Origin of the sequence: Massilia sp. GER05, assembly GCF_052056005.1 — a bacterium.
GTDB classification, from domain to species: domain Bacteria; phylum Pseudomonadota; class Gammaproteobacteria; order Burkholderiales; family Burkholderiaceae_D; genus Telluria; species Telluria orientalis.
On the sequence record NZ_CP178858.1, the window covers coordinates 1107525 to 1120590 of the forward strand.

Here is a 13066-nt window from a genome sequence, read left to right on the forward strand (position 1 = left end):
GCTTTCCCGTGCAGCTCATCGCGGGCGATACGTATAGTGACAACATTGGCTGCGGTGCAGCAGCCTTTCCGACCTGAAGGAGATGTCCATGAACCAGAACCTCGACCTGCCGTCCGTTCCGCGCCGCCGTGCCCGTCCTCCGAAGCGCAAGACCCGTATCACCATCTACCTCGACGACGAGGTCCTGGACGAATTCCGCTCGCGCGCCGAGCGCACCGGCACCGGTTACCAGACGCTGATCAACGCGGCGCTGCGCCTGCGCCTGGCCAGCGGCGACGCGAATCCGGCCGCGGCCTGAGCAAAAAATCGCAGAAACCCCGCCAATACAGGGTGTATGACGTGTAAGAAGATTACGCGTAGCAATTAATTATGCTAATCTTCCGGCTCTTTCAACCCGGAGGATTTATGAAAAAAGGCGAACTGATCGCTGAATTTGCGAAGCGTACCGAGATGTCGGGCGCCGCTGCGAACGACGCAGTGAACACCATCATCGACATCATCACCGAGCGTCTGAAAAAAGGCGACACGGTGGGTATCACCGGCTTCGGCACGTTCTCGGTCACCAAGCGCGCTGCCCGCAAGGGCCGCAACCCGGCAACCGGCGAAGTGATCAAGATCGCTGCGTCGAAGACGCCGCGCTTCGCTGCCGGCGCGACCCTGAAGGCCGCCGTCAACCCGAAGAAGAAGTAAGCAGTACCCCGCGGCTGGCCGCGGCCGTCCGGCAATCGCCGGCGCCGTGCGCCATGCCCGCGTATCCTTTCTTTCCCCTTCCGCTTCCCTCCCATGAGCTTCGCCACCTGGATCACCTTCGTCATCGCAGGTTCGCTGATCGCCATTTCGCCCGGCTCCGGCGCCATCCTGTCGATGTCGCACGGCCTCGCCTACGGCGTGAAAAAGGCCAGCGCCACCGTGCTGGGCCTGCAACTGGGCCTCGTGCTCGTGCTGGTGATCGCCGGCGCCGGCGTCGGCTCGCTGCTGGTCGCGTCGGAGACAGCGTTCACCATCGTGAAGATTGTCGGCGCCCTGTACCTGATCTGGCTCGGCATCGCCCAGTGGCGCGCGAAGGCGGAAGCGTCGAACGTCTCGACGGCCGGCCTCGCGGCGCACCCGTCGTTCGGCCGCCGCGTATTGACCGGCTTCCTCACCAACGCGACGAATCCGAAGGGCATCATCTTCATGGTCGCCGTGCTGCCGCAATTCATCTCGAACGCGGCGCCCGTGCTGCCGCAACTGGCGATCCTGGGCGTCACGATGGTCACCATCGATACCACGGTGATGCACGGCTACGCCCTGCTGGCATCGACGATGCAGCGCTGGTTCCGCGACCCGCGCGCCGTCAAGGTCCAGAACCGCTTCTTCGGCGCCGTGCTGATGGCGGTCGGTGCGTTGATGTTCTTCGTCAAGCCTGCCCACGCCTGAACGCGGAAACATTTCGCAACCATTTGTAATTCGTGTCGTCGTTTCGTACGCTCGTGCGTTGTAATGCAGGAGACGCAATCCGTCGCGTCTACCAACAAGAATACGAGTTTATTCCCGCCCTGGAGACATCATGCCGAACCGCGTCGCGCAAACCGCCGTCCTCCTTGCTTTCTCCACCCTGGCGGCGCTCGCCGTGGCGGCCGATCCGCCCGCGCGCGTGGGCCGCGTCGCGCTGGCCCAGGGCCAGGTCACCATCGGCAGCGACGTCGGCGCGGAAATGATGGCCGCGCAGGTCAACTGGCCCGTCACGTCGGGCAACACGATCAGCACGGCGGCCGGCAGCCGCACGGAGCTGCGCGTCGGTTCGACGTCGATCCGCCTGGACGGCGATTCGTCGCTGGAAGTGCTGCAGATGGACGACAACGGCCTGCGCCTGCGCCTGCACTACGGCAGCGCCAGCGTGCGGGTGCTGAATGCGGACGTGCTGGCCGGCTTCGAACTCGAGACCCCGCAGGCGCGCGTGCGCCTGCAGCAGCCCGGCCGCATGCGCGTGGACGCTGAGCGCGTGCGCGACACCAGCTTCGTCACCGTGTTCGACGGCACGGCGCTCGTCGAGGACGGCGATTCGCAGCTGACCCTGCGCGCCGGCCGCCGCGCCGAGGTGGGCGATGCCGACGTCCGCACCATGGCCGCCGTGCGCGACGATTTCGACGAATGGGCCCTCGTGCGCGACCGCTACGAGGACAATGCTGCGTCGTCCCGCTACGTGACGACCGAGATGACGGGCTACGAAGACCTCGACCGCTACGGCAGCTGGCGCGAGGATCCCGAATACGGCCCGCTGTGGACCCCGACCGTGGCCTCCACCTGGGTGCCGTACCGCGACGGCAGCTGGACCTGGCTCGATCCATGGGGCTGGACCTGGGTCGACAACGCGCCGTGGGGCTATGCGCCGTTCCATTACGGCCGCTGGGTGCACGTGCACAACCGCTGGGCCTGGGCGCCGGGCCGCCGTCACGAGCACCTGGTCTGGGCACCGGCGCTCGTCGGCTGGGTCGGCGGCGCCGGCTGGAACCTCACGTTCCGTGACCGCAACCGGCCGCTGCCGGCTGCCGGCTGGTATCCGCTGACGCCGCACGACCGCTACGTGCCCACGTGGCGCGCGCCGGACCACCACCTGCGCTGGCTGAACGAACACGTGCGCGACAACCCGCGCCGCCCGCGCGACTACCGCCCGCAAGGCCTCACGGTCCTCCCGCAGGACCGCTTCGGCCGGCCGGGCCGGGTCAACGTCCCGCGCACGCCCATCACGACCGTGCCGCCCGTGCTGGTACATAACGTCCCGACCGGCGCGCCGCCGGCCGCCCCGGTGATGCCGAACCGGCCGAACCGCCCGGACCGTCCGGATCGTCCCGATCGTCCCGATCGTCCGGATCGTCCGGATCGCGACGGGGACGGCATCCGCGGCCCGGTCGCCATCGGCCGCATGGAGGGCCGCCACGCGGACCCGGGCCGCGAGCGCCGCATCGAGACGGCACGCGCCGGGCGCGACGGTTTTATCGCCCAGCGCCCGCAAGGCCAGGTCATCACGGCGCCGCCGGTCAATTCGGCACCAGCACAGGGTTTGCCCGTCACGAGTCCGACGCCACACCTGCCGCCGCAACCGCTGAGCACCGTGACGAGCCCGACGCCGCACTTGCCGCCGCAACCGCTGTCGACGTCCAGCCCGACGATCCAGCAGCCGCAGGCGATGCCGCCGGCGGGCGTCCCCCTCGCCTGGCAGCGCGACCGCATCGACCGCGAGCGCGACCGGATGGAGCGCGACGCGCGCCGTGACGAACGCCGCGAACAACTGGAAGAATGGCGCCGCAGCCGCCAGCCGGTGCAGCAGGCCCAGCCGCAGCCGCAGCCGCAGCCACGCATCGAGCGTCCGGCCCCGCCGCCTGTGCAGATGGCGCCGCGTCCGGCACCCGCCGCCGCGCCCACCCCTGCGCCGGCCCCGCCGCCCGTGCAGATGGCCCCACGTCCGGCCCCACCGCCCGTGCAGATGGCCCCACGTCCGGCACCCGTCGCGGCACCGGCCCCGGCGCCCGCGCCGGCCAGGTCCGAGGAACGGCGCCACGTCGACCAGCGCGGCCGGGACCAGAAAGAGCGTTGATCCGGGCGGAAATGGGGCGGTTTGGCTACAATGCTGTTTTACAAAAGGAGTGGCCATGGACCCGAAAGATTCCCTCATCGAATACCCGAGCGATTTCCCGATCAAGGTCATGGGCCCGACGCACGACGAGTTCGCCAACACGATCGTCGAAGTGGTCACCATCCACGATCCGACTTTTCATGCCGGCAAGATGGAAGTGCGGCCGTCGGCCAAGGGCGCCTACACGGGCCTGACCGTGATCGTGCGCGCCACCAGCCGCGAAATGCTCGACAACCTGTACCGCGAACTGTCGTCGCACCCGATGGTCAAGATCGTTCTATAAACCTGGTGTTGCTTCCGGCCCGTCGGCCGGAAGGGGTTTATAACGACAGCCATCAGGCTGGCTTATAATGACGGGTACTCTCTCTTCACAGACCCTATCCATGCAAGCGAACCAGCCGGCTATCCGTGAGCTTGGCCGCGCCGACTACGAACCCGTTTTTGCCGCGATGCGCGCCTTCACGGATGCGCGCACGCCCGACACGCCCGACGAGTTGTGGATCGTCGAGCATCCGCCCGTGTTCACGCTCGGGCTGGGCGCCGACCGCGGCCACCTGCTGAGCGTCACGGCCCACGACGTCCCCGTCGTGCAGACCGACCGCGGCGGCGAAGTCACGTACCACGGCCCCGGCCAGGTCGTGATCTACCTGCTGATGGACCTGCGCCGCAACAAGCCCGGCGGCAAATTGTATGCGCGCCAATTTGTCCACAAGATCGAGCAGGCCGTGATCGATGTGCTGGCGGCGTATAATCTTGCCGGTGAACGCGTCGAAGGCGCCCCCGGCATCTATATCGCCGACGGTCCGCGCAAGGGCGCCAAGATCGCCGCGCTGGGCCTGAAGGTGCGCGGCAACGGCTGCACCTACCACGGCGTCTCGCTGAACGTGGCGATGGACCTGGCGCCGTTCACCTGGATCAACCCGTGCGGCTATTCCGGCCTGGCCACGGTGGACATGAAAACGATGGGCGTCGACGCGCCGCTGGCCGACGTACAGCAAGCCCTCGCCGCCGCGCTGATCGACCATCTGTCCACGGCACCCTCTTCAACCGCAGCGGTCGCGCAGGCCGCAACCAACTGACTACGCACATGACTTCTCCAATCGACACCGGCACCGCAGCAGCAGAATCCGCAGCAAATGCGTATAACGCGAGCGAAAAGCAGAAAGGCGCGAGCAAGACGTCGCGCATCCCGATCAAGATCGTGCCGCTCGAACAACACGAGCGCCTCAAGAAGCCGGACTGGATCCGCGTAAAAGCCGCGAGCCCGTCGTCGCGCTTCTACGAGATCAAGGACATCCTGCGCGCCAACAACCTCGTCACCGTGTGCGAGGAAGCCAGCTGCCCGAACATCGGCGAATGCTTCGGCAAGGGCACCGCGACCTTCATGATCATGGGCGACAAGTGCACGCGCCGCTGCCCGTTCTGCGACGTCGGCCACGGCCGTCCGGACCCGCTCGACGTCAACGAGCCGGGGAATCTCGCCAAGACGATCGCCGACCTGCGCCTGTCGTACGTCGTGATCACGTCGGTCGACCGCGACGACCTGCGTGACGGTGGCGCCGGCCACTTCGTCGAGTGCATCCAGAAGACGCGCGCGCTGTCGCCGAACACGAAGATCGAAGTGCTCGTGCCGGACTTCCGCGGCCGCCTGGAAAAAGCGCTGAACATCTTCGCCGACGGCCTGCCGGACGTGATGAACCACAACCTGGAAACCGTGCCGCGCCTGTACAAGGAAGCGCGTCCGGGCGCCGACTACCAGCATTCGCTGGTGCTGCTGCGCGACTTCAAGAAAATGTACCCGAACGCCGTCACGAAATCCGGCCTGATGGTCGGCCTGGGCGAGACCGACGAGGAAATCCTGGAAGTCATGCGCGACATGCGCGCGCACGACATCGACATGCTGACCATCGGCCAGTACCTGGCCCCGTCGAACTCGCACCTGCCGGTGCGCCGCTACGTGCACCCCGACACTTTTAAAATGTTCGAAGAGAAGGCGTACGAGATGGGCTTCGTGCACGCGGCCGTCGGCGCGATGGTGCGCTCGTCGTATCACGCGGACCAGCAGGCGCACGAAGCGGGCGTCGCAGCGTAAGCCGAAGTCCGCAGCAGTAACCCGTCGTCCCCGCGAAGGCGGGGATCCAAGTTTTTAGCGTTTCGTCAGCGCTAGCAATATTGGGTCCCCGCCTGCGCGGGGACGACGTCGTTTTAGTGGCTTCCCGAACGGTGCGCCCGCACCGCTCGCGTTATATTGGACACATGAGCGAACACCACTCCCGTTTCACCCCTTCCGACGACAACACCCAGGACGACGACGCGTTCCTCGAACGCGAGCTCGGGCTGCACGCTCGCGGCGTCGAACTGGTCCGCATGGAAGGCCGTGTCTTCCTGCGCTTCGCCGGCGCCGTGCGCGTGGACGGCCTGCACGTCGAGTACCGCCTCGTGCCGTCGCGCGGCGTGCTGGCCAAGCCCAGCAAATGGCGCAAGATGGATCTGCTCGCGCGGCGCGAGCTCGTCGAGGAGCGGGCCACGCGCGACGCAGTCGACGACCTGAACCAGGAGGTCGAAGAATTCGTGCGCGAAATTGCCGACCAGGCCGACGAGTTCGGCTTCGACCCGATGCTGTTCCTGCACGTGCTGGAAGAGCTGGAGACGTCCGAGCCGGCCGAGTTCGTGTTCGACCGCATCCGCCAGCGCCTGCTGCACGCCGGCGAACGCGAGCAGGAAGAGCGCCACGCCGCGCGCACCAAGGAAAGCATCAACCTCGCCGAGTATCCGGCGTCGTTCGAGGTCGCGAGCAAGATGGCGCGCCGCTTCATCGCGCTGCTGGGCCCGACCAACTCCGGCAAGACGCACCGCGCGATGGAGCACCTGGCGCAAGCCGACAGCGGTGTCTACCTCGCGCCGCTGCGTCTGCTGGCGCTGGAAAACTACGAGCGCCTGCAGAACGCCGTCGGTCCCGATGGCGAACCCATCAAGGTCAGCCTGATCACGGGCGAGGAACGCCGCCTGGCCGAAGGCGCGACGCACGTCGCCAGCACCGTCGAGATGCTCGACACGAAGACGCCTGTGCAGGTCGCCGTCATCGACGAGATCCAGATGCTGGCCGACCGCGACCGCGGCGCCGCGTGGACGGCCGCCGTATGCGGTGCGCCGGCGTCGACTGTGTACCTCGTCGGCGCGCCGGAAGCGCGGCGCGCGATCGAGGCGCTGGCCGAGCGCCTGGAGTGTCCGCTCGAAGTCCACGTGCTGAAACGCAAGGCACCGCTGTCGATGGAACCCGGCGCCGTGCGCAAGCTGAGGAACCTGAAGCGGGGCGACGCCGTCATCGCGTTCTCGCGGCGCGAGGTCCTGATGTGGCGCGACATGATCACGGAAATGGGCCTGTCCGTCGCGACCGTCTACGGCAATTTATCTCCGGAAGTCCGGCGCGCGCAGGCCGAGCGGTTCCGCGAAGGGCAGGCCGACATCGTCGTCGGCACGGACGCCCTCGCGATGGGCTTGAACATGCCGATCCAGCGCATCGTGATGACGACGGCCGTCAAGTACAACGGCGTCGAGGAAGAAGAAATCTCGGCCGCGCTCGCCAAGCAGATCGCCGGCCGCGCGGGCCGCTACGGCGTGCACGAGGAAGGATTCGTGGCCGGCTACGACGACGACACGCACGAGGTCATGCGCTCGTTGATGAAGGAAAAGGTCCCGCCCGTGCCGGCCAGCGGTTTCGCGGTCGCCCCGTCGCTGGAGCAATTGCACCGCATCTCGTCGGTGACGGGCGAGACGTCGCTGGTGAAATTGCTGAAGCGCTTCGTGCACAACATCGACGTGCCGGACGGCTTTTTCTATCCGCGCATCACGGAAGAACAGAACGAGCGCGCGGAATGGCTCGATACGCTGGACCTGAGCGTGGCGGAGAAATTCACGATGTCGCTCGTGCCCATTTCGACCAGGGTGCCGACACTGGAAAGCGCATGGTCGCACTGGGCGCAATCGCTCGCGAAACGGAAAGTCTGCAAGCTCCAGCCCCATCCGCAGGAATTGTTTTGGCAAAACCTGCAGGAAGTCGAGGACACGTGCCGCATGTACTCGGCCTATGCCTGGCTCGGCTACCGCATGCCGGAATTCTTCCCCAGCATCGAGGAAGCGCAGACCTTGGCGCGCGAAGCGTCCGAGCGCGTCGATGCGCTGTTGCAGCAGCAGAATGCGGCGACGCGCAAGCGGCAGGCCAAAAAGGAACGGGGGCGCTGGTAAGCAGCCGCTTCACGGCAGCTGCCGGGCCCGCCCGACGGCTTCCAGCCACTCTTCCCACACGGCTGGATCGCTCGTCCGGCCGTCTTCATCCAGCCGGTAGCCGGCCAGCAGGTCGGCCAGGTCGCTCGATTCCGTCAGGTCGACTTCGCGTTCGAGAAAGGCGAGCATGGCGCGGTAGGCCTGCTCGACCGTCAAGGGTTGATTGCTCGCATCCATGATCGCCTGCTATCGATTACGTGTGCAAATGTGCACAGCATACTCTTCCTGCCCCGAGCCATCTCGCTGACCGTGCTCGTACCTGACAGGCGTGACTTCCCCGCCTCCCGCCGGCATCAGGCCGGCGGGAGTGCCACGCGTTACCGCCTGGCTCGCCTCGGGTAGCGCCGTGCGCGCCGCGAAGGCGCCGGTGGCGAGCCGTTGCAGGTTGATGGCCGCGTTCACGTCGCGGTCGTGCCGCGCGCCGCAACCGGCGCAGGTCCACGCCCGGTCGCCCAGCGCCAGCATCCCGTTGTGGGCACCACATTCCGAGCACAGTTTGCTGGACGGGTACCAGCGGTCGGCCAGCACGATTTGCGTACCGTATCGCTCAGACTTGTACGTCAGCTGGCGTCGGAATTCGTAAAAGCCGACATCGGCGATCGCGCGTGCCAGTCGCGCGTTGGCCAGCATGCCGCGCACGTTCAGGTCTTCGATCGCCAGCGCCTGGTTCTCGCGGCACAGCCGGGTCGTGAGCTTATGGGTGAAATCCCTGCGCACGCGCGCGATGCGCGCCTGCAGCCGCGCCAGCGCCAGCGCGCCCTTGGTCCGGTTCTTCGACGCCGACAGGCGCGTGTCCATGCCGATACGGCCGACGATCCCGGCCGCGGCCTTGGCCGCCTCGAGCTTGCGCGACTGCCGGCGTGAGCGGATGCGCAGGCGCCGCAGCGCCGCCTTCAATGGCCGTGGCGCCGCGATCTTCTCGCCACTGGACAGCGTGGCCGCGCTGGTCACGCCCAGGTCGACGCCGGTGACGGCGTCACCTGTGCGAGGCCGCCGGGCCAGGTGGTCCGGCACGTCGACCTGAACCGCCAGGTACCAGTGACCGGCTTCGCGCGAGACACTCGCGCCCATGATCTTGCCGGCCCAGCGCAGCGCTTCGCACAGCGCGACGCGGCCCACCTTCGGCAGCACGGCGCTGCGTCCCTCGAGGCGGAACTTGTCATTTGCGATGTAAAAACTCTCGGCCGAGCGACCCTTTTTCTTGAAGCGCGGCGCGTGCGCCGGCTGGCCGGCGCGGCGCTGCTCGACGTAACGGCTCCACGCCTTTGCGAGGTTGGCGAACGGCTGGGCGTGCGCGTCGCGGTGGATCGTGCGCAGCCACGGCTTGCCGTCGGCGTCGAGCCAGTCGGGATCCGAATATTTGATGCGATTGAACACCTTCTTGAGCTCCATCGCGTTTGGCCGCAGGCCGCGGGCCGCCTGACGGTTCCACTCGGCGAGGGCCCAGTTCCAGACCCGGCGGGCGGTGCCGGCCGCGCGCGCAAAATAGTCGCGCTGGGGCGCTGTCGCGTCAATCCTGATCCGGTGTGCCAGCAGCATGGCTGCTCTCCGGGGGCGCGCGCAGCTGGCGGCGGTAGTTGTGCAGGCCGCACGGCCTGCTTGAAAAGCAATGCACGTCGCGGCGCCGGGCGTTGGTGGTGCGGACGGCCGGGACAAACCGGTCGTGGCGCTCGCACCGCTGCAGCGAATTGACCGTGATTCCCAGCAGCTTGGCAGCCCCGCCTGTGCCCATTGTGTTTTCCATGATCACGATTGGACACGCTCACTCATGTTTAGTTCGACTTGAGTCGTATTCGGTGTCGATGACGCCAGCTTACGCCGATGTGCGCCGGTCGGGGCGACTCTTCACTTCGACCCGGTGCACGCCCGGGATGGCGCGCAGGCGGTCGAGCAATGCGTTGAATTCCGACTCGGACAGGCGCGAGAACGCGATGAGGACGTCATCGAGGTTTCCCGTTTCCTCGCTCTGCTGGACGATGAACGTGCCGATGCGGTTCGTCACCGGACCGAGTTCCTTCTCCAGCACGGGCAGCGTGAGCCGGCCCCGCTCGGCCGACAGCACCAGTTCGCGTTTTTGCCTGGACGAGAAATAGCGTTGTTCCAGCGGTTTCATCGCGGCCAGGATGAACAGGATGATGGCCGTGCCCGCCACCGCCGCCACGTACAGGCCACCGCCCACCGCCAGGCCGACGGCCGCCACCGACCACAGGCTGGCCGCCGTCGTCAGGCCGCGCACGACGTCGCCGCGCAGCAGGATCGATCCCGCGCCCAGGAAGCCGATGCCGGACACCACCTGGGCCGCCACGCGCGACGGGTCGAGTGAAATATGCTCGTGGTTCAATACGTCGTTGAAGCCATAGGCCGAAACGATCATGATCAGGCAGGAACTGACGCAGACCAGCATGTGGGTCCGCAACCCCGCCGCCCAAGACAGGCGCTCGCGCTCGAACCCGATGGCCCCGCCCAGCAGGGCCGCAAGGCACAGGCGCGCAACGAGTTCGGCTTCCGGCAGCATGATGGATGTGTTGATGAGCTCCAAAAAGCCATCTTAGCACCGGGCCCGGCTGGCCGGCGCACACTGTCACGGCAGGCAGTGCGCGGCAATGCCCGGACCGCCGGGACCGGCGTTTGCGATGTCGGCGGGCGGATAGCCATTGCCCAGTGCCAGTGTCTGTCCGCCTTCGTAGCGCAGGCGTAACTGGTCGCCGGAATAGTCGGGCAGCGCGCGCGGCACGTAGACGGCGAAGCGGTAATGCAGCTGGGCGTAATAGCCGTGCCGGAAGACCTGGCTCGAAGGCCCGCGCTGGAGTTCGGCCGCGATCGCATCCGCGAGGACGCCGGTGTCGAAGCGGCTGTTGATGTCGGCCGTGTCTTCCAGCCGCAGCGTGTAGGGCCGCAGTGGCCCGTAGCGCTGGTCGCCGTATTGCACGCGCAGGCGGTCGGCGTCGAAATAAAAACTCGGAATGTTGGCACCCGTGACGTCCAGGGCGCACAGCAGGAACACGGCCCAGAATCCGTGCGAATCCAGCGGCAGCACGAACTGGACGGGCGCGCGGTTCGGCAGCGCGACGGGATTGGAGAAATCGATCCGGTGGACGTTGGCGACGTGCTGGTAATGCAACACGACGGTGTTGCGCAGGCCGGTGTCCACGCTGCTGCAGCCTGCTGCCGTCAGCAGGCCCGCAACGAGCACGTACTTGATCAGCTTGCGCATCGCCTTCTCCTTTGCCGGCATCAAGCTTGGGCCGAACAGGACCTCGGCGTTTGCGGGAAGTCAGCGGTGCGCGGGGAACGTCAGGCGTAGCGACGTATGCAGTTTGTTGGCGTTACGCGTGGGCGGGGGCCGCCCACCCTACGATTTCAACGATTTTTGTAGCAGCGCATGTAAGGATGCAAAATCCGGCTCGCCCAGGTAGCGCTTGAGGATCTTGCCATCCTTGCCGATGACGAAGGTGGTCGGCGTCATGTTGACGTCACCAAACTGCTTGGCCAGGTCGCCGCCGGAATCGAGGGCCACCTTGAACGGCAGCTTGCGCGTCTCGGCGTAGTTCAAGACATAGTTCGGCGGATCGTAGCTCATCGCCACGGCGACGAATTCCAGGCCGTCCTGCTTGAACTTGTTGTACGTCTCGACCATCTGCGGCATTTCTTTCACGCAGGTGGCGCACGACGTTGCCCAGAAATTGACCATGACGACCTTGCCGCGCAAGTCCTGCGAGCTGATCTTCTGGCCGGCGATGGTGATGAACGTGACGTCGGGCGCCTGCTGCTGCTGGCTGAACGTGGCGTAACCGATCCCGGCGATCGCCAGCACGGCCGCGCCGATGGCGGCCGGCTTGATCCAGGTGCGTTGTGAGGTGGTCATGGTCTCATCCCCATCATCCGATGTGTTACGACGTGCCCCGCGGCTCGGGTTGCTGCTGTTGCGGTGGCGACATCGAGCGCAGGTCTTCTTCGCTGATGTACTCGAACATTTTAACCACGCGCATGACGCCCGACACGCCCTGGGCAACATCGGCGGCGATATTGCCTTCGCGCTGGGTCACGAGACCCATCAGGTACACGGTGCCGCCTTCCGTCACGACCTGGAACGAGGTGGCCGACACGGTCTTCTTGTCCGCGAGGCTGAGCTTGACCTTGCTGGTGATGAGGGCATCGCTGGCGCGCGACGTGTAGCTGGACGGGCCGGCGATCTGCAGTTCGTTGATGACGTTATCGACATTGGTGATGCCGCGCACTTCGTTCTCGACCGCACGCTTCATCGCCTCGTCCTTCACCTCGCCGGTCAGCAGCACCTTGCGGTTGTAGCTGTTGATGTTGACGTGGCCGGCATCGCCGACGATGTTGCCCATCCGGGCAGCGGCTTTCAGTTCGATGCCCTTGTCCTCGGTCTGCGCGCCCAGCGTGCGGCGGTCGGCCGTCGCGACGGCACCGCCGACGGCGCCGGCAGCCACGACGGCGACGCAGCCTTGCAGGGACGACAGCAGGGCCACGCACAGCACGGCCTTCGACAGGGGACGCAGCACGGCGTCGGCGTTAATTTGCATCTTCTTCTCCGAACAGGGCGACGTCGAGACCGTCGCAGATACTGTGGATCGCGACCAGGTGCACTTCCTGGATGCGGGCGGTGCGGGAATGCGGCACGTTGATGTGGACGTCGGCGTCGGTCAGCATTTGCGCGATCTTGCCGCCGTCCTTGCCGGTCAGGGCGACGACGCGCATCTCGCGTTCCAGCGCGGCCTCGACGGCGGCCAGCACGTTGCCCGAATTGCCCGACGTGGAAATCGCCAGCAGGATGTCGCCGGCCTGGCCGAACGCCTGTACCTGCTTGCTGAAGATTTCGTTGAAACTGTAGTCGTTGCCGACGGCCGTGATGATCGACGTATCGGTGGTGAGCGCGATCGCCGGCAGCGGGAAGCGCTCGCGCTCGAAGCGGCCGACCAGTTCGGCGGCGAAGTGCTGCGAGTCGCCGGCCGAGCCGCCGTTGCCGCAAGAGAGGATTTTGTTGCCGTTGGAAAGCGCATTGAACATCAGCTCAATCGCTTGAGAAATCGGTTGTGCAAGGAGATTCGCCGACTTCATCTTGAGTTCGGCGCTTTCCTGGAAGTGGGCGAGGATGCGTTGAGTATTCATGGTCAAAGATTATAGTGCAGTGGCAATGCCCGG

General features: G+C 66.3%; 16 protein-coding genes. 8 read left to right on the plus strand and 8 right to left on the minus strand.

Going from position 1 to position 13066, the window contains the following annotated elements:
• Positions 1-88: 88 nt before the first annotated feature.
• From ACL58G_RS04915 to ACL58G_RS04950, 8 genes are all read left to right on the plus strand, one after another.
• Positions 89-298 (plus strand): BrnA antitoxin family protein, encoded by a 210-nt coding sequence (locus tag ACL58G_RS04915; RefSeq protein ID WP_036239616.1) that lies wholly within the window; start codon positions 89-91, stop codon positions 296-298.
• A 107-nt stretch (positions 299-405) separates the two neighbouring features.
• Positions 406-690, plus strand: coding sequence for an HU family DNA-binding protein (locus tag ACL58G_RS04920; protein ID WP_036239618.1), 285 nt, complete (start codon positions 406-408; stop codon positions 688-690).
• Positions 691-783: 93 nt separating this feature from the next.
• Positions 784-1419 carry a LysE family transporter gene (locus ACL58G_RS04925; RefSeq protein ID WP_440965504.1) on the plus strand — a complete coding sequence of 212 codons (636 nt, stop codon included), beginning with the start codon at positions 784-786 and terminating at the stop codon, positions 1417-1419.
• Between the two features lie 130 nt (positions 1420-1549).
• Positions 1550-3577, plus strand: coding sequence for a DUF6600 domain-containing protein (locus ACL58G_RS04930; protein ID WP_440965505.1), 2028 nt, complete (start codon positions 1550-1552; stop codon positions 3575-3577).
• A 55-nt stretch (positions 3578-3632) separates the two neighbouring features.
• A complete protein-coding gene (locus tag ACL58G_RS04935; protein ID WP_056125976.1) occupies positions 3633-3899 on the plus strand; it encodes a DUF493 family protein in 267 nt (88 codons plus the stop codon).
• A gap of 100 nt (positions 3900-3999) precedes the next feature.
• Complete coding sequence (gene lipB / locus ACL58G_RS04940) at positions 4000-4695, plus strand: lipoyl(octanoyl) transferase LipB (RefSeq protein ID WP_413341350.1); 696 nt, start codon at positions 4000-4002, stop codon at positions 4693-4695.
• Positions 4696-4703: 8 nt separating this feature from the next.
• A complete protein-coding gene (lipA, locus tag ACL58G_RS04945) occupies positions 4704-5708 on the plus strand; it encodes a lipoyl synthase (protein ID WP_036239623.1) in 1005 nt (334 codons plus the stop codon).
• A gap of 164 nt (positions 5709-5872) precedes the next feature.
• Positions 5873-7861, plus strand: a complete 1989-nt coding sequence (locus ACL58G_RS04950) for a helicase-related protein (RefSeq protein WP_440965507.1) — start codon at positions 5873-5875, stop codon at positions 7859-7861.
• Positions 7862-7870: 9 nt separating this feature from the next.
• Here ACL58G_RS04950 and ACL58G_RS04955 read toward each other — a convergent pair whose 3' ends face one another.
• From ACL58G_RS04955 to ACL58G_RS04990, 8 genes are all read right to left on the minus strand, one after another.
• Entirely contained in the window at positions 7871-8077 is a 207-nt protein-coding gene (locus tag ACL58G_RS04955) for a hypothetical protein (protein ID WP_413341355.1), read from the minus strand.
• 9 nt (positions 8078-8086) lie between these two features.
• Complete coding sequence (locus ACL58G_RS04960) at positions 8087-9439, minus strand: RNA-guided endonuclease InsQ/TnpB family protein (protein ID WP_413380964.1); 1353 nt, start codon at positions 9437-9439, stop codon at positions 8087-8089.
• Positions 9411-9650, minus strand: coding sequence for a hypothetical protein (locus tag ACL58G_RS04965; protein WP_440965509.1), 240 nt, complete (start codon positions 9648-9650; stop codon positions 9411-9413). Before ACL58G_RS04965 ends, ACL58G_RS04960 begins: the two co-directional genes overlap by 29 nt.
• Before the next feature lie 63 nt (positions 9651-9713).
• Positions 9714-10415, minus strand: a complete 702-nt coding sequence (locus ACL58G_RS04970) for an MgtC/SapB family protein (RefSeq protein WP_413385937.1) — start codon at positions 10413-10415, stop codon at positions 9714-9716.
• A gap of 66 nt (positions 10416-10481) precedes the next feature.
• Positions 10482-11114: a hypothetical protein gene (locus tag ACL58G_RS04975; protein WP_440965511.1), complete on the minus strand. Its 633-nt coding sequence runs from the start codon at positions 11112-11114 to the stop codon at positions 10482-10484.
• 138 nt (positions 11115-11252) lie between these two features.
• The gene (locus ACL58G_RS04980; protein ID WP_413341360.1) at positions 11253-11765 is read right to left on the minus strand and encodes a peroxiredoxin family protein; all 513 of its coding nucleotides are present in this window, start codon (positions 11763-11765) and stop codon (positions 11253-11255) included.
• A gap of 25 nt (positions 11766-11790) precedes the next feature.
• The gene (locus ACL58G_RS04985; protein ID WP_413341362.1) at positions 11791-12447 is read right to left on the minus strand and encodes a BON domain-containing protein; all 657 of its coding nucleotides are present in this window, start codon (positions 12445-12447) and stop codon (positions 11791-11793) included.
• The gene (locus tag ACL58G_RS04990; RefSeq protein WP_056125992.1) at positions 12437-13033 is read right to left on the minus strand and encodes a phosphoheptose isomerase; all 597 of its coding nucleotides are present in this window, start codon (positions 13031-13033) and stop codon (positions 12437-12439) included. The genes ACL58G_RS04985 and ACL58G_RS04990 overlap by 11 nt, the downstream gene beginning before the upstream one ends.
• Between the last annotated feature and the right edge of the window lie 33 nt (positions 13034-13066).

Excerpts from the sequence above, each read along its gene's own strand:
- ACL58G_RS04915 (WP_036239616.1), top strand. The coding sequence starts at position 89 with ATGAACCAGAACCTCGACCTGCCGTCCGTTCCGCGCCGCCGTGCCCGT.
- ACL58G_RS04920 (WP_036239618.1), top strand. The coding sequence starts at position 406 with ATGAAAAAAGGCGAACTGATCGCTGAATTTGCGAAGCGTACCGAGATG.
- ACL58G_RS04925 (WP_440965504.1), top strand. The coding sequence starts at position 784 with ATGAGCTTCGCCACCTGGATCACCTTCGTCATCGCAGGTTCGCTGATC.
- ACL58G_RS04930 (WP_440965505.1), top strand. The coding sequence starts at position 1,550 with ATGCCGAACCGCGTCGCGCAAACCGCCGTCCTCCTTGCTTTCTCCACC.
- ACL58G_RS04935 (WP_056125976.1), top strand. The coding sequence starts at position 3,633 with ATGGACCCGAAAGATTCCCTCATCGAATACCCGAGCGATTTCCCGATC.
- lipB (WP_413341350.1), top strand. The coding sequence starts at position 4,000 with ATGCAAGCGAACCAGCCGGCTATCCGTGAGCTTGGCCGCGCCGACTAC.
- lipA (WP_036239623.1), top strand. The coding sequence starts at position 4,704 with ATGACTTCTCCAATCGACACCGGCACCGCAGCAGCAGAATCCGCAGCA.
- ACL58G_RS04950 (WP_440965507.1), top strand. The coding sequence starts at position 5,873 with ATGAGCGAACACCACTCCCGTTTCACCCCTTCCGACGACAACACCCAG.
- ACL58G_RS04955 (WP_413341355.1), bottom strand. The coding sequence starts at position 8,077 with ATGGATGCGAGCAATCAACCCTTGACGGTCGAGCAGGCCTACCGCGCC.
- ACL58G_RS04960 (WP_413380964.1), bottom strand. The coding sequence starts at position 9,439 with ATGCTGCTGGCACACCGGATCAGGATTGACGCGACAGCGCCCCAGCGC.
- ACL58G_RS04970 (WP_413385937.1), bottom strand. The coding sequence starts at position 10,415 with ATGCTGCCGGAAGCCGAACTCGTTGCGCGCCTGTGCCTTGCGGCCCTG.
- ACL58G_RS04975 (WP_440965511.1), bottom strand. The coding sequence starts at position 11,114 with ATGCGCAAGCTGATCAAGTACGTGCTCGTTGCGGGCCTGCTGACGGCA.
- ACL58G_RS04980 (WP_413341360.1), bottom strand. The coding sequence starts at position 11,765 with ATGACCACCTCACAACGCACCTGGATCAAGCCGGCCGCCATCGGCGCG.
- ACL58G_RS04985 (WP_413341362.1), bottom strand. The coding sequence starts at position 12,447 with ATGCAAATTAACGCCGACGCCGTGCTGCGTCCCCTGTCGAAGGCCGTG.
- ACL58G_RS04990 (WP_056125992.1), bottom strand. The coding sequence starts at position 13,033 with ATGAATACTCAACGCATCCTCGCCCACTTCCAGGAAAGCGCCGAACTC.